The sequence below is a fragment of the Streptomyces sp. NPDC046712 genome (assembly GCF_040645695.1).
In the GTDB taxonomy this organism is placed as follows: Bacteria; Actinomycetota; Actinomycetes; order Streptomycetales; family Streptomycetaceae; genus Streptomyces.
Map to the genome: position 1 here is coordinate 1 of NZ_JBEYYW010000045.1, position 20,821 is coordinate 20,821.

At 69.9% G+C, this 20,821-nt stretch carries 19 protein-coding genes and 2 pseudogenes; 10 read left to right on the forward strand and 11 right to left on the reverse strand.

Annotated elements, in window-relative coordinates; translation table 11 throughout:
• Positions 1 to 349: 349 nt before the first annotated feature.
• Positions 350 to 1,069: a helix-turn-helix transcriptional regulator gene (locus ABZ939_RS35270; protein ID WP_361864415.1), complete on the reverse strand. Its 720-nt coding sequence runs from the start codon at positions 1,067 to 1,069 to the stop codon at positions 350 to 352.
• Positions 1,070 to 1,430: 361 nt separating this feature from the next.
• On the opposite strand from ABZ939_RS35270, the gene ABZ939_RS35275 reads away from it, so the two are divergent.
• From ABZ939_RS35275 to ABZ939_RS35285, 3 genes and pseudogenes are all read left to right on the forward strand, one after another.
• Positions 1,431 to 2,882, forward strand: coding sequence for a nucleobase:cation symporter-2 family protein (locus tag ABZ939_RS35275; RefSeq protein WP_361864417.1), 1,452 nt, complete (start codon positions 1,431 to 1,433; stop codon positions 2,880 to 2,882).
• A gap of 1,695 nt (positions 2,883 to 4,577) precedes the next feature.
• Positions 4,578 to 4,907: pseudogene (gene lexA / locus ABZ939_RS35280) on the forward strand (transcriptional repressor LexA); the annotation flags it as partial.
• A gap of 153 nt (positions 4,908 to 5,060) precedes the next feature.
• On the forward strand, positions 5,061 to 5,309 hold the full coding sequence (locus ABZ939_RS35285) for a hypothetical protein (RefSeq protein ID WP_361864419.1): 249 nt from the start codon (positions 5,061 to 5,063) through the stop codon (positions 5,307 to 5,309).
• On the opposite strand, the gene ABZ939_RS35290 is transcribed toward ABZ939_RS35285, so the two are convergent.
• Positions 5,306 to 5,668 carry a hypothetical protein gene (locus ABZ939_RS35290; RefSeq protein ID WP_361864421.1) on the reverse strand — a complete coding sequence of 121 codons (363 nt, stop codon included), beginning with the start codon at positions 5,666 to 5,668 and terminating at the stop codon, positions 5,306 to 5,308. The genes ABZ939_RS35285 and ABZ939_RS35290 overlap by 4 nt on opposite strands.
• A gap of 24 nt (positions 5,669 to 5,692) precedes the next feature.
• Here ABZ939_RS35290 and ABZ939_RS35295 point away from each other — a divergent pair, with 24 nt between their 5' ends.
• Both ABZ939_RS35295 and ABZ939_RS35300 read left to right on the forward strand, forming a co-directional pair.
• Positions 5,693 to 6,301: a hypothetical protein gene (locus ABZ939_RS35295; protein WP_361864423.1), complete on the forward strand. Its 609-nt coding sequence runs from the start codon at positions 5,693 to 5,695 to the stop codon at positions 6,299 to 6,301.
• Between the two features lie 300 nt (positions 6,302 to 6,601).
• Positions 6,602 to 7,054 carry a hypothetical protein gene (locus tag ABZ939_RS35300; protein WP_361864497.1) on the forward strand — a complete coding sequence of 151 codons (453 nt, stop codon included), beginning with the start codon at positions 6,602 to 6,604 and terminating at the stop codon, positions 7,052 to 7,054.
• On the opposite strand, the gene ABZ939_RS35305 is transcribed toward ABZ939_RS35300, so the two are convergent.
• Positions 7,038 to 8,378, reverse strand: coding sequence for a RodZ domain-containing protein (locus tag ABZ939_RS35305; RefSeq protein ID WP_361864493.1), 1,341 nt, complete (start codon positions 8,376 to 8,378; stop codon positions 7,038 to 7,040). The two genes, ABZ939_RS35300 and ABZ939_RS35305, sit on opposite strands and share 17 nt — an antisense overlap.
• 237 nt (positions 8,379 to 8,615) lie before the next feature.
• Positions 8,616 to 9,212 carry a hypothetical protein gene (locus ABZ939_RS35310; RefSeq protein ID WP_361864425.1) on the reverse strand — a complete coding sequence of 199 codons (597 nt, stop codon included), beginning with the start codon at positions 9,210 to 9,212 and terminating at the stop codon, positions 8,616 to 8,618.
• 137 nt (positions 9,213 to 9,349) lie between these two features.
• Between ABZ939_RS35310 and ABZ939_RS35315 the strand changes: the two genes are divergently transcribed.
• From ABZ939_RS35315 to ABZ939_RS35325, 3 genes are all read left to right on the forward strand, one after another.
• Positions 9,350 to 9,796 carry a hypothetical protein gene (locus ABZ939_RS35315; protein WP_361864427.1) on the forward strand — a complete coding sequence of 149 codons (447 nt, stop codon included), beginning with the start codon at positions 9,350 to 9,352 and terminating at the stop codon, positions 9,794 to 9,796.
• 148 nt (positions 9,797 to 9,944) lie between these two features.
• Entirely contained in the window at positions 9,945 to 10,901 is a 957-nt protein-coding gene (locus ABZ939_RS35320) for an immunity 49 family protein (protein ID WP_361864429.1), read from the forward strand.
• Between the two features lie 253 nt (positions 10,902 to 11,154).
• Positions 11,155 to 11,580, forward strand: a complete 426-nt coding sequence (locus tag ABZ939_RS35325; protein ID WP_361864431.1) for a hypothetical protein — start codon at positions 11,155 to 11,157, stop codon at positions 11,578 to 11,580.
• A gap of 43 nt (positions 11,581 to 11,623) precedes the next feature.
• Here ABZ939_RS35325 and ABZ939_RS35330 read toward each other — a convergent pair whose 3' ends face one another.
• The gene (locus tag ABZ939_RS35330) at positions 11,624 to 11,950 is read right to left on the reverse strand and encodes a transposase (RefSeq protein ID WP_361864495.1); all 327 of its coding nucleotides are present in this window, start codon (positions 11,948 to 11,950) and stop codon (positions 11,624 to 11,626) included.
• 254 nt (positions 11,951 to 12,204) lie between these two features.
• Between ABZ939_RS35330 and ABZ939_RS35335 the strand changes: the two genes are divergently transcribed.
• Positions 12,205 to 13,350: a hypothetical protein gene (locus ABZ939_RS35335; RefSeq protein ID WP_361864432.1), complete on the forward strand. Its 1,146-nt coding sequence runs from the start codon at positions 12,205 to 12,207 to the stop codon at positions 13,348 to 13,350.
• Positions 13,351 to 13,516: 166 nt separating this feature from the next.
• Here the strand turns inward: ABZ939_RS35335 and ABZ939_RS35340 are convergent, their stop codons facing one another.
• From ABZ939_RS35340 to ABZ939_RS35365, 6 genes and pseudogenes are all read right to left on the reverse strand, one after another.
• Positions 13,517 to 13,672: a hypothetical protein gene (locus ABZ939_RS35340; protein WP_361864434.1), complete on the reverse strand. Its 156-nt coding sequence runs from the start codon at positions 13,670 to 13,672 to the stop codon at positions 13,517 to 13,519.
• 265 nt (positions 13,673 to 13,937) lie between these two features.
• A pseudogene (locus ABZ939_RS35345) lies at positions 13,938 to 14,249 on the reverse strand (nitroreductase family protein); the annotation flags it as partial.
• A 35-nt stretch (positions 14,250 to 14,284) separates the two neighbouring features.
• Positions 14,285 to 16,303, reverse strand: a complete 2,019-nt coding sequence (locus ABZ939_RS35350; RefSeq protein WP_361864435.1) for an acetoacetate--CoA ligase — start codon at positions 16,301 to 16,303, stop codon at positions 14,285 to 14,287.
• Positions 16,300 to 17,934 (reverse strand): bifunctional 3-(3-hydroxy-phenyl)propionate/3-hydroxycinnamic acid hydroxylase, encoded by a 1,635-nt coding sequence (locus ABZ939_RS35355; protein WP_361864437.1) that lies wholly within the window; start codon positions 17,932 to 17,934, stop codon positions 16,300 to 16,302. Before ABZ939_RS35355 ends, ABZ939_RS35350 begins: the two co-directional genes overlap by 4 nt.
• On the reverse strand, positions 17,931 to 18,869 hold the full coding sequence (locus ABZ939_RS35360) for a fumarylacetoacetate hydrolase family protein (protein WP_361864438.1): 939 nt from the start codon (positions 18,867 to 18,869) through the stop codon (positions 17,931 to 17,933). The genes ABZ939_RS35355 and ABZ939_RS35360 overlap by 4 nt, the downstream gene beginning before the upstream one ends.
• The gene (locus ABZ939_RS35365; RefSeq protein WP_361864440.1) at positions 18,866 to 20,011 is read right to left on the reverse strand and encodes a VOC family protein; all 1,146 of its coding nucleotides are present in this window, start codon (positions 20,009 to 20,011) and stop codon (positions 18,866 to 18,868) included. The genes ABZ939_RS35360 and ABZ939_RS35365 overlap by 4 nt, the downstream gene beginning before the upstream one ends.
• 137 nt (positions 20,012 to 20,148) lie before the next feature.
• On the opposite strand from ABZ939_RS35365, the gene ABZ939_RS35370 reads away from it, so the two are divergent.
• Positions 20,149 to 20,784, forward strand: coding sequence for a TetR/AcrR family transcriptional regulator (locus tag ABZ939_RS35370; protein ID WP_361864442.1), 636 nt, complete (start codon positions 20,149 to 20,151; stop codon positions 20,782 to 20,784).
• Positions 20,785 to 20,821 lie beyond the last annotated feature (37 nt).

Genomic DNA, 20,821 nt, shown 5'->3' on the forward strand with positions numbered 1-20,821 from the left:
GCGGTGGGCGACACGGGAGGTACCTCCGGGGCTGCTGTGGCACGGCGGTCGCCGAGGAGGGGCGCTGAGGGGCGGCCGATGCCTCGGAGGGGCCGTGTGGACTGTTTCGATCAGGCAGTCGAGCGGGCGGCAGGAGGGCCCGAGGGCATAGGGGTGCCCTGAGGATCGGGAACGTGGGAGTTGCCCGGGTTGGGGTTTCGCGGGGTGAGCGAGCCCCGACAGGCCCTGCCGAAGACTGCATGAACGGATCGTCCACGATGCGGAAAGCAGCTTCCATATGGCTGGGTGTCCCTAGTGCCTCACGTGAAGGCGAGTGTGTCAAGACCTCCTCTCCGGGAGGCGGGTGGGGTCATGCTCTCTGGGTCCGCAGCCGCCGCCATAGCTGTTCGTCGACCCGGTCGAGGAAGGCCATAGCCTCGCGCTCGACCGCTTCTGCGGCAGCTCCGGTCCGACCGTGGTTGTCGATCCTCTGGTACGCCAGGTGGAGCTGTTCCAGGGCGCGGCGGATCTCCGCCGGCGCCACGGGGACGATCTTCGCAACGGGCTGTACGTAGTTCGGCCACCACCCGGTGACCGCCTCGCGCAGCAGCACGCGCAGTTGCCCCGTTCTGCCGCATGCGCCGACGAAGCAGGCGGGCGGCGGGCGAAGTACCTCGAACAGTGCCTGAGTCTGCCGTCCGGAGCCGCGCCAGCGGTTGCGCCGTTCCGCCTCGGTGTAGCGGCCGAGGGTCATGCCGACCTCCAGGGCCACGTGCTCCACCGTCAGTCCGAGGAGCATCCTGCACTGCAGGAGCGTGGCCGGTTCGCCGAGCAGATCACGCGGTGAGCACCACAACGCGGCTGCCAGTGCGTTGATCTGACGGGCCGTCGGCGACTCTGTGCCGAGCTCCCAGGCCAGGAGCGTGTCGGGGTGGAGGGGGTGCCCCTGGAAGGCCGAGACGGCCCAGGCGACCTGGCCATGCGTGAGTCCGAGCTGCTCTCGAACGCGGGTGGCACGGCGGGGCTCGAGCGGCGGATAGGCGGAGCTTTCGCCCTCGGGCGGGCTGTGGAGATCGTCTTGGGATGGCATAGCCGGACACCGTAGGGGCCGAGGCTGCCCCGGCCAAGACCTGCGGATTCCGAAGGCGCTCAGGACGCCGATTGACGCGCGTTGACAGCCCGAGCGGGGGCGATTGTGCGTACCTCCAAGGAATCACAGGAATCAATTGGTCTGCCTGGAGGAGTTGACGACGACCGGGGCCGTTCGTAGGGTCGCAGCCGTCCACAGTGGAAAGTTAATTCCGCAATAAGGAATCGCGCCGTTCTCCGCACCCTGGAATCCGGCACGACTTCCGTACCCCTCCGGGCAGGTCCGTCCACCTGTCCGGCTCGTCCGGCCGTGCTTCGCTCCGACCGTCCCAGCCGGGCGGTCTCTCGGAGGGACTGTCCCCATGCGCTCCCCTACGCTCTTCACGCACCACCCCACCACCCCGTCCCTCCCCGCCCATCCCGCGGACGAAGTGCTGCCCATGCGGCGGATGATCCCCGCCGCCCTGCAGCACGTGGCCAGCATGTACGCCGGCCTCGCGGCGCCCCCGCTGATCATCGGCGGCGCGATCGGCCTGACCGCTGCACAGCTCACCGGTCTGCTCGCCGCGAGCCTGGTCGTCGCAGGCCTGGCCACCGTCGCCCAGACACTGCGCTTCTGGGGTGTCGGGGCCGGGTTGCCCGTCACCAACGGCGTCTCGTTCGCCGTGGTTTCCCCTGTCCTGGCCGCTTCCGTGTCACGGGAGCAGGACACCCTGCCCCTGGTGTTCGGCGCCACCCTCGTCGCCGGGGTCGTCTGCTTCCTCCTGGCCCCGGCCTTCTGCCGCCTCCTCCGCTTCTTCCCGCCTGTCGTCAGCGGCTCCGTCATCACGCTGGTCGGCCTCTCGCTGCTGCCGGTGGCCGGGGAGTGGGCCCGGGGCGGCGACCCCGAGTCCGCCGGCTACGGCTCACCGTCCAACCTCGCGCTCGCCGCCGGAACCCTCGCATTCACGCTCCTGCTCCACCGACTCCTCAGCGGACGATTCCTGCAACGGGTGGCAATCCTGCTCGGCCTCATCGCCGGCACGGCCGCCGCGGCGCCGATGGGCAAGGTCGACTTTCACCACCTCTCCCAGGCACCGCTGTTCGCGCTCCCGGAACCGTTCGCCTTCGGCGCCCCGCAGTTCGAGGCGCCGGTCATCGCCACCATGCTCGTCGTCATGCTCGTCTCCATGACAGAGTCCACCGCGTCCCTCATCGCGGTGGGATCTGTCGTCGACAGGCCGGTCGACGCCCGGGGCATCGCGGGCAGCCTGCGCGCCCAAGGACTGGGCACCGCACTCGGCGGCACCCTGGGAGCCTTCGTGAGCTGCGCCTACGCACAGAACGTCGGCCTGGTCGCGATCAGTCGCATCCGCAGCCGGTACGCGGTCACCCTGTGCGGAGCGATCCTGGTCCTCATGGGCCTCGTGCCCGTCCTGGGCTCACTGGTCGCGCTCGTGCCGCTGCCCGTACTCGGCGGGGCGGGAGTCGTCTTCTTCGGCTCGATCACCGTCGCCGGAATCCGGACCCTCGCCAAGGCGTCCCTGGCCACCGGGCACAACGGCATCATCGTATCCGTCGCCCTCGCCTTCGGCCTCTTCCCTGTCGCATCGGCCGACTTCTACGACCGGCTCCCCGCGCCCGTCACCATGGTGCTGGGATCGGGCATCACAGCGGGATGCCTCGTCGCCGTCCTGCTCAACCTGCTCCTTAACCACTTCGGACGGGGCAGCGAAGCCAACGAGAGCCACATCCCCACCGCACAGGTCAACGCCTTCGACGGCATCGACAGCCAGGCACACCTCCCCCCGCGTCAAGTCCGACAACGCCGATGACACACGGCACGCCGCGCGACTCGTCACGCGGCGTGCTCACAGGCGCTTTTATACCCGGCCAGTCGGTTCATCTCTCTTGTGACGAGATGGCGTAGGGGACATCCGGGTGGATGTCCCCCGTGTTCGCAACTGTCCCCAGGCCCCGTGTCGTCGGCCTCTGTAGTTGCACGACGACTGAGGAGGCACTCATGACTGGGTTTCAGGCGCTCGCAACGGCTCCGACCGCGCTGTTGGATCTCGACCCGTACCGCTTCCCTGCCGCGTTCATCGACGACCGGCACGAGCAGACGTCGACGATCCGCGGGACCATGAGCGACTACCCGCTGCCCGCGCCTGCGCCCTCGAGCCGCCTGTCCATTCGGCTGGAGCCGAGCGACCGCCGCCGATTGGAACTGCACGCCGCTCTCACCACGGCAGGTGGCGCGCCCCCTGCCGGGCGACCTCGCCGCCATCGAGGCCCTGTGCACCCTGGACGACACCACCCACATCGCTCTCCGGAGGCGGCTCAGCAGGACTGGCAACGTCTGACAGATCACAAGAATCAGCCGGTCGAATCCGCCACACTCCGCCTCCCTGCCCATACCGCTGTTGATCCGGGATAGTCGGCCACTTCGTCGGCTGATCCCGGGAACGAGGTAGCAGATGAATCCCTCCTTGTGGCCAGCTCGGTGGCTGGCTTCCGCCTGCGATGACCCCACCGCATGTCTGCGTGAATGGAGACTGAGCGAACGGGGCGTAGTGCTCCTGCCGGCGGGGCGGCTCTGGGACGCCCTGGCAGTCCCGGAAACGCTGGGACACAGCCTGCTGAACGCCGTCGCCCGCTCCCGGCATCCAACAACCGGCCCGGTGCTCCGCCACAGCAGCCGTCAGGAACTCGTACTCCTGATGACTCCCGGCAGCCCCGCAACGAGGCTGGAGCGCGCCGCACGGTATCTGACAACCGGGACCTGGCTGGCCATGCCCGACCCTGGCCGCAGGGTCTCCGGGCTCTCCTGGCTCGTCCCACCCGACGGAAGTGGAACGCTCTTCTCCCCACAGGACCTGTATCCCGCACTCACGCCACGCGGGTCAGCGAAATGAAGGAAGAAGCGAGGAAGGGGACCGGCCGCGCATTCTCGAGGCGTTGGAGGTTCCTCCCCCTGCGAACTTCTGGGACTCGGCTGAGGGCTGCTCATCTCGGATACTTCTCCGCTCTCCTGCATCGCCTGGTCTGGGGCGCCCGCCACGACGTCTACCGATTAAGGGGCAGGTTGCCTGAGGCTCCAGAACCAGAGGACCGCGAGGTGTGATCGATCAGGCGGGGAGGGAGACGGGTGGCGAAGACATCGGGGACGTGCGCGTGGCTCCATGGCGGCCGACCTCACTCCGCATACCGCAGGCCCTCCCGTTCCGCCGATTCAAACGCAACTGACGACGAAGTGAGGGTGCCTGTAGTGACTTTCCGCCTTCTGGCCGTGGCAGCGTGACCTGGAGGGCGCTCACATACGCGTGAAGGAGCGGCCTCCCCACCAGTTGTTGTTCGTGATGCGAATCGTCTTCCCCGCCTGGGTGGAAGGCGCCACCTTCCAGGCGAGCAGGAGCAGCGCGATCACCGCGGTCTCGCTCCCGATCCCCGCCAATGGCGCCGTCGAGGAACTCCCCCCGCGCCCCAGGCTGCGGCGTCGCCGGCGCAGGCCACGGCCGACGCCCCTCTGGTCGGCCGGCACCCCGATCCTCGCTGAGGAAACAGTCGAGGACGTCCTCACCTTGTCGCGGCAGCTCCGACTATTCGCACTGTAGGTGGTCGGCGACAGCATGATCGACGCAACCATCTGCGACGGCGACTACGTCACTGTCAGGACGGCCGACTCCGCCGACCACGGCGACATCGTCGCCGCCATGCTCGACGGCGAAGCCACAGTGAAGCGACTTCGCCGCGAGAACGGACGGGTCTGGCTCATGCCCCACAACCCCGCCTACGAGCCGATCCCCGGCGACGAAGCCACCATCCTCGGCAAGGTCGTCGCCGTACTGCGCTCACTCTGACGGTCTTCGCCGCGGCCCGCCCCCGTCAGCAACGGTACCGCCTGCCAACAAGCAGGCGGGGCCGCGTCGAGCCTTCCCAGCTCGCCACACAGCACTTCAGCCAGTGGGCCGACGCCAGCGTGACCGCGAACCGCCGGCCTCGTTCCCATCAGCATGAAGAAGATCATCACCGTAGCCGCCATGGCGCTCTGCTCAGTCGCGATGGCTGCTCCCGCCCACGCTGACAACGACTCGAACTTCGGCAGCGGCGTCAACGCCGCCAACAACTGGAACTTCACGGCCGCCGACGTGTGCATCCAGGAGCTCGCCGTGGTGCCTGCGCTCAGCGACTGGACAGGGAACCACGCGAACAACTGCCCCAACAGCAACGTCATCGACCACTCTGGCGCTGGCCAGCCCTAACGAGCTCGTGCACGGAATCGTTCCTCACCGTCGAACGCGGCAGCCCACTGGCCTCCTGTACCGGCGAAGTACTCGGTCTGGACGATTGCGAACAGAGGCCTGTGCCTGCCGGTCACCTCGCGGACAAGGTCGTGCAGCACCGCCTCGACCGGGAACGTCACACGCTCCGAGAGGATCCCGTCGGGCACGTCAAGCTGTGCGCGGTTGCCTCGCGTTGCAGCCCAATAGGCTGAGAAGTGGTGGTCGATCGGGAACACCCTGATTTCCTCGTGTGTAAGCGCGGCACGCAGCCCCACCGACCGGGCCCGCTTGGTGTCAACCTGTCCGGCCACAACGAGAGCGCAGATGGTGTGGGACATGCCGGGCATGGTATCCGGTGGAGCGTGCGCATCGAGAGAAGGGCGGAGGTGGCCTTGAGCGAGGAAATCGAGGGGGCGGCGGAGGAGTTCGAGCGTTCGGCGAACTGGCTGCGGAGCGAGTTGAGGGCCGTCGCAGCCGCCGTCGCGCCGGGCGTGGAACCTGAGGTCGAGGAGCGGATTCAGGAACGGCGGACCACGCGCGGGGCCATGGGGAGCCAGTTCACGATGCATAAGACTCTTCCCGGCGCTCCCCGTGCACGTGCGGCCGCCTCCGACGCTCTGGTCGCGACAGGCTGGTGCATCGAGGTCGGCGAGGGCGCCTGGGGACCCACCCTGAAGGCACAGCGCGACGGGTTCGAGGCAGGTCTCTTCAGCCAGCCGTTCGGCGGAGTGGGCGTGTGGGGCAAGGCGCCCACCGTATGGTTCCACGCCCACTGGACACGTCCGCCGCGTGCGGCCACGCCACAGACGATGCTGCCCGGCTACCGGCTGTGCCACATGTGTGACGGTTGGGGCACATGCGTCGAATGCGAGGGCCTGGGCTTCATGGACGGCCAGCGCTGTATCGAATGTGGTCTCGGAATGGATTGCTCGTACTGCGGGGGCACCGGCCAGCAGCGCATCAACAGCTGACCGGCCAGGTGAGCGCCGGGGCAGGTCGGAAGCCGGCCGGTCACCGACTGGCCGGTGGCGCTCGGGCTACGCCGGAAGGCGCCGTGAGCCGGGTCGAGGACCGCCAGGACGTCCCGCACTTCGGCACTCCGGCCCACGAAGACCTCCACCGCCGCCTCGTCGGCCGACAGAACAGGTTCGGCAACCGCCATGGGCCAGTCGGCCCATAGGGGTGATGGACCTCCGCCACATGCAGGTCCCGGAGGGCCACGAAGTTTCGCCCACCAACCGTCGCGACGGCATCAAGGTTCACAAGCGGCGATGACGGCCTCCCGGAATCAGTCTCTCGAGACGGCCCGCCATCCGACCCAGGCACCGCCATGGGACCTGCTGAGCGCGACGGCTCCCTCGCCGCATCCGACGCCCCCACTGACCGCGAGCCCGTCAGCGCTCGGTGATGTTCAGGTCCCGCCCGGCCAGATAGACCCGACCTTCATCACCGGCATGACCCTCCAAGCGCTGAGAGCCGATGACCTGACCATCAGTGGAAACGTCACGACGTCCTCCGTGTTCATCGCGCTGGTCGCCCGGCTCGTCCACGACGCGGCCCACAGGCTTGGCTGGTCCCACTGGCAACGCCGCCACCAGGCCCGATCCCAGGCCAGCCACTACCAACGACAAGCAACCCAGATACATGAAGATCTCGATCTACAGCCGGAGTACCAGAGCGGCCCTTGCCCGCTCGAAGGCAGATGCATCATCCGGCTGGGCTGAACGTCAGTCGCTCTACCTGACCGGGTTCGAACGTCCGCTGGATCCGCTTGCCGTTGACGACGAGTCGGAAGGCTTCCGCGTCCCCCAGGACGAGGTCGATCCTTTCCTCGTCCGTGAAGGTCTGAGTGCGGCCCGCCCCCAGAAGGCCGTCGAAGAGCGACCGCCCGTCCGAAGCCTTGGCCGAGAGCCAGGCGTCCCGCTTCTCGGCACTGACCACGACCGTGACCTTGGCCAGGGGGCTGATTCCGGTAGTGGCCGGGGGAACCTGCAAGGACGGCGACGCCGAGACGGAGGACGTGCCGGTGGCCGAGGACTCCTGGCCAGGACCCGGCGCGGCGGTCGAGGGGGTGCCCCGGTGGTCGTCCTTCTGTGTGAGGAGATACGTGCCGCCAGCGAGTGCGCCGATCACGGCCACGGCCACAAGCACCGTGGAGAGGCCGCGTCTGCGTGACGGCCTGGTCGGGCCGGGCCGGTCGTCCTCGGGTCCGCTCGACCCCGTCGGGACGGCCACGGTGGGCGTGTACGGAGCCGAGCCTGGTACGAACAGGTCCAGGAGCCTTGCGGGCGTGGGCCGATCGGCGGGTTCCTTGGCCAGACAGGCGGCCACCACGGGACGCAGCCGCTGCGGCACCGCAGACAGGTCCGCAGGCTCGTGCACCGAGCGGTACATCAGAGCCATCGGCGTGCCGGTGCCGAACGCACTACCGCCCGCCGCCGCCACCAGCACGGCGCCGAGCGCGAACACATCGGCCCCACCGTCGACCTCGGAGCCCTGGGCCTGCTCGGGCGCGAGGAACCCTGGGGTGCCGAAGGCGGCTCCGGTGGAGGTCAGCCGAGTGGACTCGACGGCCCGCGCGATTCCGAAGTCGAGGACGCGGGGACCATCCTCGGCCATGATGATGTTGCCCGGCTTGAGATCGCGGTGGACGAGGCCGCAAGCGTGAATGGCCTGCAACGCTTCCGTCAGGGCGGCCCCCAGCAGCCGCAGTCGGCTCTCGTCCATGGGCCCGTGCTCCGCGAGCAGCCCGCTCAGAGTGGGACCGGGAACGTACGCGGTCGCGAGCCAGGGCGCCTGGGCTTCCGGGTCGGCGTCCACGACCGGAGCCGTGTGGAACCCCCCGACCTTGCGCGCTGCAGCGACCTCCGCACGGAACCGCTCACGAAAATGCGGATCGGCGGCCAGCTCGGGACGGGCCACCTTGACGGCCACCGGACGGCCACCCCGCGACCGCGCCAAGTACACCGTTCCCATCCCGCCCGCGCCGAGCTCCCGCTCCACGACGTAGCTGCCGATACTCTCTGGCAGGCCCGACTCAGGCCCCATATCCTGCACGGCCACTCCCCCACGTGATACAGCGCACCAGTATGACCGACCGACACCCCGGGCGCTGGCGAGGGGTAGGGGACGCCGCGAGCCGCGCATCGCCCGTCGAGGAGCTCCGCACGGATTCGGGCTACCAGCAGATGCTGCGGCAGCCCCCCGAGCGGTCCGACGCCGCCGTCGAGCGGTTCGAGCAGGCGATCTCGCGCTGCACTCCGAGGCGGAGCGCCTGTCCTTCCCTCACCAGGTGGCCAACGCCCGGCAGTTCGCCGCCGCCATGGCCGGTCGCCGCGGGGACATCGTGCGCGCCGAGGCGGAGCTTCGCGCGCGGCGCTGAAGGACGTGGACGCCTCCGATCGGCCCTGGCGGGGCTCGCGTGCGCGCTGCCTGCTCGCCCAGATCCTGAGGGCGAAGGAGGAGCAGGCGGAGGCGGCGGAGCTGCTGCACCGGGCGCTCGCGGACGCGGTCCGGTACGACGACGCGGAGTTCCCGACGGCGCCGACGTACGCGCTGCTCGGCCACGCCTGCTCCCACATGGCTGACTTCGCCGGCACGGTGCGCCATCTCTCGGAGGCCGCCACACGGTTCGACCAGGCCGGTCAGCACAACGAGGCCACCGACGTACGGCTCCAGCTGGCGGAGGTCCTGGCGCGCACCAGGCACCAGGCCGACGCGGTGGCGGTGCTGGAGTCCGTCCTCGCCGACGGAGCGTACGCCGGGGTGGATGAGCAGATGCTCGCCCCAGACCCGGCTGTCGCTGGCGGGCGGGCTGCGGGAGCTGGAGGAGTACGTGCCCGCGGCGGAGGAGTTCCTGCGGCTGGCGGACCTCGTCGCCACGTGGGAGGACCGCGCGCTCCACACGATGGTGGCGGCCGACGCGGCCACCGCCCGGGCGATGGCGGACTGTTGGGAACGCGGCGGGCGCCGCGTACGAGCGCGCCGCCGCCTCGCACGCCGAGGCGCCGAACCCGTCCGTGATCACGCACATGATGTGCGAGTTCGCGCATCTGGTCACGATGGCCCGGGAGGCCGAGGGCTTGGAGGCGGCGCTGGACCATCTGGCGCAGGCGGACGCCGTCGTGGCCTCCGTTCCGGACGGCAGGGAGGGCTTCGCGCCGTGGTTCGAGCGCGGCACGGTGCACTACCGTCGCGCCCGTGCGCCGGCGCAGGCGGAGCGGTTCGAGGGGGCTCTGGACGAGGCGCAGGCCGCCACCGTCGCGCACGAGCAAGGCGGGGAGGACGGCGAGGTGTCGCGCGAAGAGGCGGTCCGCATCGGCGCATTGGTCGAGGGGCAGGGCCTCGAGCACTTCAACGAGGCCGTCGCGCGGCTGACGACGGCGGCGGCGCGCTGTCGCAAGGCGGGGATTCCGGATGCCGCCCAGATCTTGGACGCACTGCGTGAGGACTACATGTCCCGGTAGGAGTTGCGCGCGCAGGGGGTGTCTCCGGCCCCTGGGTTCCCGGGTCCCGGCCGTGGTGCACGGCGGCCCGGGGACGCGTCCCGGCGTTGTCGGAGCGCGCTGATAGCGTGCCGCATCCGAGCTGGAACGATCACAAGGGGACGACAGCGTGCAGGAAGTGGCGCATCACGAGGTCGGCGAGGAGCGCATCGCGAAGGCGCTCGACGACATCGAAGGGCGGGCGTGGGGCCGGTGGCACAGCATGCGCTACGACTCCGTCTCCCCCAGGAGAATTCGGGAGTTCGCCGACGAGCTCCTCGACCACGTCGCCGCGCGTGCGTTGAAGGATCCCACGCTCGATGACACGGCGCGTTCCGCCCTGCGGACGGCAGCGGAATGCCACCTGGGCGTGCTGAGCATCGACTGCTGGCCCAACGGCGACCAGGAACTCGTCTTCCCGCTGGCGCACAACCAGAAGCTCACCAGCGAGGAGATCGCCTTCCGGGACGTCGTCGACGAGCCGCCCACAGTCCGTGGCTGGCTGGACACGTTCGCGACGTGCCTGGTCAGTGGGCTGGTGTGGGACTGGCAGCGGGTCACCGGACTGCTCCTGCGGGACGACTTCGCCTCCGAGATCCACAAGGGAGCGCCGTACTCAGAGTTCACCCCGACATCGGAGCCGGGAGAACTGGCCGCGATGGACGCGCTGTGCCTCTATCTGACCGAGTCGAACGGGCACCTGCCCCGCGACTGGCCGACGGTGCCCCTGCGCAAGCCGGACGCGGAGGAGCGCGCCCAGGCGGCCGGACGCCTGGACACCGTCGGCGCCCTGACGCCGGACCAGCGACTGCTGCGCGTCCTCCTCGACGACGACCGCCACGCCTTCGAACAGGCCCTCGCGGCCCGTCTCGTCGAGTACCGCGAGAGCGTGGGCGCGGACCCGGCCCCGAGGACCCTGCTGCCCCTCGACATCCTCGCCCTGGCCGCCCTCGCGGTCCAGACGCACGGCTGGGAACTGGACGTCCGCTCCGGCTACCTGCCCCAGGCTCTCCTGGGGACGACGGACGCTCTGCAGCGCGCGGCATCGGCGGGCGAGAACAACCTCGGCGTGTGGCACGCGAAGTAGTCGTCCGTACTCCCCCGAGGGGGGCAGACGGCCCGGGTTCCAGGGCCGCCGGCGGGCCCGCCGTGCGAGCTTGCGGCGGCCTCCCGCCTGGCGTGCCTCAAGGCAGCTCCCCCTCGATGAGGTCGGCGGCGCGCTGCGTCCCGCCCTCGCGGGCCATGCGCTCCTGGATCTCGCGGCTGTGGCGGAGCTGCGTTTAGGGGCGTGTACCGATAGTCGTTTGGTCCGCTTGTCGGACACGCCTACCCTCTGGCCCATGATCCAGATGAGGCATGACGGGTTGCGCAGCTATCAGGTGGGGCCAGTACAGGCGGAGCTTCGCGCGCTCACGGTAAGTGACGATCGTGAAGGTATGCTCGAAGGGACGCCGCACCTACACCGTCGCTTTCGTCTGATGGGCATCGAGAAGGCGATGGCAGCGACGCCGCATTTGTATGTGCACGATCTCGACAAGCTCCGAGCCGATGCGGAGGGGCGGGTCGAGGAGTGGCTGCCGCGAGAGGCGGTTCATGCTCGACTGACGTCATGGTGGAAGCCTGAGAACAGTGCAGAGCTTGGGCACACGGAGCTCTCGGTGATGTGGTTCCAAACGGCTGCGCAGGATCCCTTCGCCCACCTGGCCACGATCGTGCGTCCCCTGGACTGGGCTTCACTTGCCAGGTTTATCCCTTTCGAGGACTAGGTGTCTATTGAGTGTGCCGGTCACAGCCATTCGTTGATGGCCGCTACGAGGACGGTCGCCTCGTAGCGACCGCGCGTTTGGCGTACCTCGTGGCCACAGCGCGGTGTCTCTTGAGGCGGTTGATGCCGCACTCGACCGCGTGCCGAGCCTGGTAGTCCTGCGGGTCGAGCTTTGGCGGCCGACCGCCGCGCGAGCCACGTTTCTTGCAGCTGCGTGACTGATCGGCCTTGTCCGGGATGGTGCAGCGGATCCCGCGCCGCCGCAGGTAAGCGCGGTTCTTCCGGGAGGCGTACGCCCTGTCGGCGCGAACACGATCCGGCCGGGTGCGCGGCCTTCCCGACCCAAGACGCGGGGCACCGACCTTGTTCAGGACAGGTTCGAACTGAGGGAATCGCCCGGGTCGGGGCCGGCGCGCAGGACGGTGTGCTCGCCGCGGCCAGGGCTAGTGAGCGGCGTGGAGTCGGCCTACCGGCACGGGGGCCGGGCAGACCCAGCTGAACGCGGGTGGTCCGCCGCCGCAGGAAGCGTGCCCCGATCGGGTCAGTGCGGCCTGGTGGACTCCGCCGCTCGGACCGCGGACCATACTGGTCGAGCACTGATCACCCACTGGACGGTTCCATGGCCATGAGCAGCTCTTCATCGACCACTTTCCCCGACACCGTGTGGCTCGGGCGGGGGCGCCACATCGGGCCCGAGGCCGAGCGGGACGTCCGGCGCAACCTGATCGCCCTCAAGGCGGCCGGGGTGATCGACGACTTCCTGGACCTCGACCCGATCGAGGCGGCCCGCTCGACCGATCTGTTCCCTCGGGATGAGTCCGCCGACGCCGGCCCGTCTGCCCGCCGGCTCTTCGAGGCCCGCTGGCGCGTGGCCGACGGTGTCACGGTGCGCGCTCAACTGACCACGTACGGGTCGGAGTCCCGACGCGTCGAGAGCTTGGGCGTCACATGGGCGCTCGCCGCCGAGGCGGAGCGGGCGTGGGAAGCGAGCTGGCCCTCACCCGCCACCATGTTCTGGCCCGACAGCGACCAGGTCGCCTGGGATCACGAGACGGTGCCGGGCGTGCGTCTGCGGACGACGAACCGCCTGCCGAAGGACGACGGCGAGTTGCGGCGCCTGCTGCGGGGCTGCACCCGGCAGAGCTGGTTCATCCATGTCGTGGTGCACGAGGCGATGACGCCGGACGCGCGGGGGCAGCGGCCGATCACAGCGTTCCTGCCACCGAGCCTGCGGCACCAGGTGGTCGAGCACCGGGCCACGCCGGAGCAGGCGCTGATCGCCGACTTCGCGATGAAGCGTGAGCTGGGCGTGGGGCTACCGCGCGGCGGGGCCGTCGTCCTGCCCCCGACGCCGCAGGTCCCGGGCTACGACGCGGAGCGCTTCACCGTACGCGATGTCTTCCTGGACGGCACGGAACCGACCGAACTCCTCCAGAGAATCACGGAGTTCGCCTCACTGCCGCGACCGCTGCCGGCCGACGCCGAACAGGTCCTGACACGACTGCGCCAAGGCTGGCACCTGCTCACCCCGGACGAGGAGCTTGTCCACGCACGGGCCATGGTCACCAGGTATGCCAAGGAGCTCGAGGCCATGACGGCATCCTGTGACCTGTACCGTGAGGCGGCCGAGTCGGCGCTCGCCGCGCTCGCCGAGGCAACCAGCGGCAACGACGCGTCCCGGACGCCCACGCCGGCTGCGGCCGAGCAGGACACCTCACCGCTGAAAGCCCTCACGAAGAGGCTCGCCCTCTTCCGCAGCCCGAACCGATAGAGGGCCGGAGGGGAGATCCAGCGCCGTCCGCACGATCGGTGCAATTGACAGGAGAGCGAACGGCACCACGAAACCCAGCCACGGACCCCCGGGCTGCCCGTAGGGGCGGCTCGTGCTCTCGGGCTGCTCGGATTCCGGGTCCCGTGCACCAGCGGCAGCAGTACCGTCAGGCCCAGGCAACGGCGTCCTCGACGGGCACGCGGGGCAGGCGCGGGAACCACGGGTCGGGACCGGGGTGACCGATGTTGACCACCAGATGCGAACGCCAGCTGGTGCCGGCGAAGAACTCCTCGTCCACGCCGGCCTCGTCGAAGCCCGCCATAGGACCGGCCGCCAGCCCCGCCGCGCGCACGGCGAGGAGGAAGACCCCGGTCTGCAGTGCCGAGTTGTATGCAGCGATGGTCTCGCGCGTCGATCTGGGCGGCGAACGACGTTCGCAACATGTCGCCGCGGGCCGGGAAGACTGTCGGCATCTGCTCGTGGAAGTCGACGTCGTACGCCAGGATCGCCACGGCCGGCGCACTGAGCGTCTTGGCCCTGTTGCCCTCGTCGAGATGCCGGACGAGTCGCTCCTTGCCCGCTCGGGTGCGCACGAAGAGCGCGCGCAGAGGCTGGCCGTTTGCGGCGCTCGGCGACCAGCGGGCCAGTTCCCAGATCGCGGCGAGTTCGTCGTCGGCAACGGCCGTTGCGGCGAAGGTGTTCGCGGTGCGGGCCTCGGTGAACAGCGTCTTTCGTCCGGCCTCGTCAAGGACATCGAGGCGGGTCGGCGGTTCGCGGTCGGTCGTGCTCTTCTCTCTTACTTCGGTTGTGCGGATGGTGTGGTGCCGGGGCGGGTCGACCGCCCCGGCACCACTCCCGTGGGACGGGGCTTGCGGAGCCGGGCGGGGCAGAAGGACCAGGTGCTGTCACCTGAGCCTGTGGTCCTCTGGCCGACTCATGTGTGGTGTGCTGACCGCCTGTTCCGCTCCGCGCCCAGGCGGGCGAAGTAGGCGATCAGATCGGGGTTGTCGACCGCCGCGGGGTTCAGGACCTGCTCGGCGCGGTCACCCTGGAGCAGGCGCTTGACCGGAACCTCCAGCTTCTTGCCGGTCTTCGTGTGCGGGAGACCCGGTACGGCGAGGATCTCGTCGGGGACGTGGCGGGGTGAGGCGCCGACGCGGATGGCGTCGCGGATACGGTCGCGCAGGGAATCGTCCAGGCCGACCCCGTCGGCGAGGACCACGAAGAGCGGCATCCAATAGCCGCCGTCGGGTTCCTCAGCGCCGATGACGAGCGCCTCGGTGATCTCGGGGAGGCGTTCGACGACATCGTGGATGTCGGCACTGCCCAGGCGGACGCCGTTGCGGTTGAGGGTGGCGTCGGAGCGGCCGTGGACGATCATCGAGCCGTGCGAGGTGAGGGTGATCCAGTCGCCGTGCCGCCACACACCGGGGTAGGCGCCGAAGTAGGCGTCGCGGTAGCCGCTGCCGTCGGGGTCGTTCCAGAAGTACAGCGGCATGGATGGCATGGGCCGGGTGACGACGAGTTCGCCGACCTGGTCGAGGACGGGGGTACCCGTCGCGTCGTAGGCGGCCAGCGCGACGCCCAGGTTGGGAGCGGACAGCTCCCCCGCCCAGACGGGGGTCGTGGGGGCGCTGCCGGCGAAGGCGGAGACGACGTCCGTGCCGCCACTGGTGGAGGCCAGCTGGATGCGGGCGCCCACGTGGTCGCGGACCCAGGGGTGGGCGGAGGCGGGCAGAGCGGAGCCGGTGGAGCCGATGACGCGGATGGCCGACAGGTCGTGCAGGGAGGGTTCGATGCCCAGCTTGGCCATGGCCAGCAGGTACTGGGGGCTGGTGCCGAAGACGGTGACCTTGTGGCGGGCTGCCAGCTCCCACAAGATGTCCGGTCGCGCGAGCGGTGCCGGGCTGCCGTCGTAGGTGCAGGTGGTGGCCCCTGTGAGCAGGGTGGAGACGACCAGGTTCCACATCATCCAGTGGGTGGTGGTGTACCACAGCAGGCGGTCCCCGTGGCCCAGATCGGTGTGCAGGCCGAGGATCTTGAGGTGTTCGAGCAGGACGCCGCCGTGGCCGTGGACGATGCCCTTGGGCGGCCCGGTGGTGCCGGAGGAGAAGACGATCCAGAGGGGGTGGTCGAACGGTACGGGAGCGAAGGCGAGGTGCTCGGTGCGGGCGGCCGCGTCCTCCCAGGGAACCGTCGGCCTTGCGTGCCGGGCCTCGGGCCAGCCAAGGCCCACGTGGTCCACGAGGATCGTGGCCTTCAGTGTCGGCAGCGCGTCGGCCAGTTCGAGCGAAGCGGCACGGCGGTCGTGTGTGGTGGCGTTGAACAGGTAGCCGTCCGCGGTGATGAGGACGGTGGGTCGGATCTGGGCGAAGCGGTCGGCGGCGGCCTTGGGGGCGTAGTCCTGGCCGCACACTGACCACACCGCGCCCAGGCTGACGGTGGCGAGGAAGGCGATGATCGCGTGCGGGGTGTTGGGCAGGTAGCCCACCACCCGGTCGCCGTGTCCGACGCCCAGCTCGCGCAGGGTGGCCGCGACGGAGGCGACTCGTTCGCGCAGCTGCCGGCCGGTGATTTCGTAGCCGGATCCCGTCTCGTCCAACGCGGTGATCGCGGGGGCGTCCGGTTGCAGGTTACGCAGCGCGTGGTGGGCGTAGTTCAGGGTGGCGCCGGGAAACCAGCGGGCGCCCGGCATGGTCTCCTCGGCCAGCACCTGCTCGTACGGCGTTGCCGCGTCGATGGCGAAGTACTCCCACAGGGCAGCCCAGAAGCCTTCCAGGTCGGTGACCGACCAGCGGTACAGGGCCGGGTAGTCGGTGGGGTCCTGGATGCCTTCGGCGCCCTGGTGCCGGGCCGCCCATCGGGCGAAGTCGGCGATGCGGCTGCCGGCGGCCGCATCCGGGTCGGGGGTGAAGAAGGGTTCCGGATTCGGCGGGGGGTGCGGGGTGCTCATCGTGTGGTGCTCCTTGGCAGCGTTGCGGGCCGGCCCTCGGCGGAGCGACGGGCTGTGTGCATCAGTGGTGCCCAGGCGGCGGTGTCGGTGAAGTCGCCGGTGCCGGCCGGGACGGTGTCCATCACGACGCGGTCGGGACGCAGCAGGACGGCATCCGACCGGCCGCGCGAGAGCCAGGCGGCCAGGGTGCCGTCGTCGTCGAGTTCGTCCACGCGGATCACGCGTGCGCCCAATGCGGTGGCCACGGCCGTCACGTGCGGGGTGGGGGCCACGGTGGTCAGGACGGCGAAGTCCTCCCCGAGGACGTCGTCCAGGCGCATTCGCCTGCCGTCGGTGATCACCCACGGCTGCGGGCACGAGGTGCCGGCGAGTACGCGGCCTACCAGCCGGGGGCGGCGCCGTACCAGTGGACCGGCGGTCAGGGCCGGGCTGAGATCGCGGCCGACCGCCGCTGCCACACCGGGGATGCGGCAGGCCGTTCCCACGACGGCCCGGCGGATCGCCGCGGCGCGATCCTGGCCGCCGGTCATGGCCCAGCCGACGGTGACCGCGACGCGGATCAGGTGGCGGGCGTGCGGCTTGCGTTCGCTCTGGTAGGTGTCCAGCAGTGCGTCGTCCGCACCCTGTTGGAGAACGCGGGCGAGCTTCCAGGTGAGGTTGTGGGCATCGCGCAGGCCCGCGCACAGCCCCTGCCCGATGAACGGAGGGGTCAGGTGAGCGGCGTCACCCAGCAGGAAGACGCGGCTCTGGTGCCACCGGTCGGCCAGGCGGGCCCGGAACGTGTACTGCGCCTGCCGGATCACCTCGAAGTCGTCGCACGACGAGGCATCAGCCGGCAGGTCCACCCAGGGAGCGACCAGCTCGCGCAGGCGATCCAGCCCCTCCGGGCCGTCCAGGGGCTCGTGGCCGGGCAGCCGGAACTCCCAGCGGTAGCGGTCCTCACCGACGCGCATGAAGGTGGCCGGCCGGGTGGGGCAGCAGATCTGCTCCGCGCCTTCCCAGGTGCGCACCCGGCGGCTGGTGCGCACGTCGATGACTCTCCAGCTCTCCTCGAAGTGCAGGTCCTCCCATACGGCCCCGATGGCGTCGCGGGTGAGACTGCCCGCGCCGTCGCAGCCGAGAACGGCATCGGCCCATATGTGCTCCACCTCGTCGCTGCCGTCGCGGCGGAAGGCGACCCGGACCGGGCCCGCCGAACCGTTCGGTCCTTCGATGTCCTGGGTGACGGACACTGCCTCCACGCCGCCTCGCAGCTCGCACTCCGGGCGGCGCGCCAGAGCCTGGCGGAGCAGGCGTTCCAGCTCGGGCTGGTCGAACATGCTGGTCTGCGGAAAGCCGTGACGTCCGTGCGCGGAGCGAGGGAACTCGGCGATCACGCGGCGCCGGGCGTCCAGCAGCCGCAGCCCGCGCGCCGGGCGCGCGATGGCGGCGAACTCCTCGTGGACACCGACACTCTGCAGGATCCGACGGATCTCGTCGTCCACGACGACGGCACGCGGCAGGGGGTAGACGTCCCGGTGACGTTCCAGGACGATGCTGCGCACCCCGTGGCGGGCGAGCAGGAGGGCGGCCGTGACTCCGACAGGCCCCGCCCCGATGATCAGCACCGGTATCCGGGAGGCGGCGCTCACGTCGCGTCCCTCACAGGGGTCTGCTGCTCCCCGAGGTCGATCCGTCCGTCCGGCGTGGCGATCGTGGCGGTGATGAGGTCGCCTTCGCGCAGATAATGGGGGTTCTTGGCCTGGCTGTTGAAGAACGCCTTCCACTTCATTGCGGGCGGCAGCAGAGCCCCGATCTTCTCGATCGGTTTGGGCGGGGCCTTGAGGGCCGTGCCGCCGGGGGTACCGGTCAGCAGCAGATCGCCCGGATCGAGGGTCTGGAAGCGGGCGAGCAGGGTGAGCGCCTGTGCGGGCCGTACGATCATGTCGGCGAGGGTGCGGTCCTGGCGCGGTTCGCCGTTGACCGACAGCCTCATTCGCAGGTTGAGCAGATGAGCGAAGTCCTCGGGCTCCAGCAGAGCCAGGTAGGGGCCTGTCGGTGTGAAGGTCGGATAGGACTTGCTCTCGTAGAACTGGGTCTTGGTCAGCTGGACGTCGCGGGCGCTGACGTCGTTGGTCAGGACGAGTCCGGCGACGTAGCGCGGCAGGTCCTGATCCTCGACGACGGTGCCCACGGACAGGGTCGCGCCCATGACCAGGCCGAGTTCGATTTCGTAGTCGAGGAACTTCACGTGTGTGGGGCGGACGATCGCCTCGTGCGGACCGCTGACCGAGCCGGAGGCCTTGCGGAAGAAGGTGGGCGGGATCTCGCCGGTGAAGCCCGAATCCTTGGCGTGACTGCGGTAGTTGACCATCTGGGCGACCACCCGGCACGGGGTGGTGACCGGCGGCAGCGCCACCAGGTCGGCGGCGGGCGTGCCGCTCTCGGCGGAGGCGGCGGCCTCGCGGACCGCCTCGCGGTCGGCGAGCAGTTCGGCGGTGGTGACCGCCTTGGTCTCGACGGGGACGGCGCCGCCCTCCCTGACGACCCACCAGCCGTCGGTGGTGCGCAGAACGTTGGTGCTCATGAGCTCATCGCTTTCATCAGGCCCAGCAGGCGTGCGGGGTCGAGTTCGTTGTCGCCGCGAAGGGCTGTCATGACCTCGCGGAGCTTGGCGGGGGACGGGTTCGTGCCCAGGAAGTCGCGGGTGACCGGCGGGCCCCACTGAGCCAGGCCGCTCGCCGACATCGGCGCCCAGCCGGGCTCGAGGTCGCAGGAGAACAGGTCGCCGTCGGCGAAGTGCTCCAGCATGAAGTGGTCGGGGTCGCGCCAGTAGTCGAAGAGCTGGCTGCCCTGGATGTGCCGGCCGATGCCCCAGCTGCGCCGGTAGCCGCGCTCGGCGAGGTATTCGCCGCCTCCGGCGATCGCGTCGAGGTCGGTGACCTGGTAGGCGGAGTGGACGTAGCCGTTGCCCGGCCCCAGGTGCATGGCCAGCGTGTGGTGGTCCACGGCCAGGCTGCCCTGGTCGCAGCGGATGAACGCCATGGTCGGACCGCGGTCGCGCTGCCCGTCCAGGAACAGGAAATCGCTGACGATCATCCCGAGGGTGTCCAGGTACCAGTCCAGGGCGCGGGCGAACACCCGTGTCTCCAGCACCACGTGGCCCAGCCGCTGGATGCGGGACGGTTCACGGGGCGGTCGCTGGGTGGCGTTCGTGCGCCGGTGCTCGGTACCGAAGTTGAGCAGCAGGGGCTGCTGCTCGCCCAGCGCGGGCAGTTGTTCGGCGCAGTGGACGACCTGGACCGGGAAGCCCGAGGGATCGAGCAGGGTGACCGCGTGTCCGCCTCCGGGTACGCCGATGTTTCTCACGGCACTGCCGGTGGCGCGGGCCAGTCGGTCCAGGTCGCTCCGCTCGGCGGCGCGGAACGCGGGCCCGATGAAGCGGGAGGCGTTCCCGCGCCGGATGACCATGCAGGGTGAGCCCGCGAACGTGCCACGCAGCCACAGCTCCCGTTCGGTGCGGGCTGCGATCGCGAAACCGAAGTCACGCGCGAACACCTCGGCCCGGTCCAGATCAGGCTTCTCGAACTCGAGCCAGGCCAGGTCGGCCACCTTGATCACGGGATTCCGGGCGCGCCCTGGGCGTTCGCCCCGGAGGGCGCCCTGCTCGCTGTGAAGGTCTTGGTGGGGCGTCTGGTGGTCGGCCCTGTTAACAGGGGTGTGGGACATGGTGTCCTCCAAGCAACACTGCTGTAATGAGGAAATCATCAATGTTGGCGCTTCTCATCGTCAATAGACCAAGACGAAAGAATTGATAAATCCATCAGTCATGGAGGACTCATCGTCACGGTTGCTAGACTCGCCGTATGCCGACGTCAGCCCCACCCAAGAACCGCTTCGAGCGGCGCCGCGCCGAGACCCGTCAGGCGCTCGTCCGTTCGGCTCGGCAGATCCTCGCCGAGACCGGGGACACCAGTGCCAGCATCCAGACGATCGCCGAGCGCGCCGACGTGGGTTTCGGCTCCTTCTACAACCACTTCGAGTCGAAGACGGAGCTGTTCGACGCCGCGGTTTCGGACGCCCTGGAGGAGTTCGGACAGGTCATCGACGAGCGCGTCCAAGGGATCGATGACCCGGCCGAACTCGTCGCGGCGGGCTTCCGGCTGACTGCTCGGATGGCCGACTCCCATCCGGAACTCCTGCGGATCCTGCGCGATCGTGGTCTGGCCCACATTCACTCCGACCGGGGCCTCGCCCCACGAGCGTTGCGCGACCTCGAGATCGGCATCGCCTCGGGCCGCTTCACCTGCGCCGGCGCGACCACCGCTCTGTCCGCCGTGGGCGGGACCCTGATGTCCCTCGTCGCGCTGCGGCTGGCCCGCCCCGACCTCGATGGCGACGTGGCCGCCTCCGAGTTGGCCGAGATGGTCCTGCGCATGCTCGGCGTCCCTGCCGACGACGCCCACGAGGTCACGCGGCGCCCCCTGCCCGAGCTCACCTGAGCCCCGGAACCCCGTTGGAGCCGGCGCTCCTCCAGCA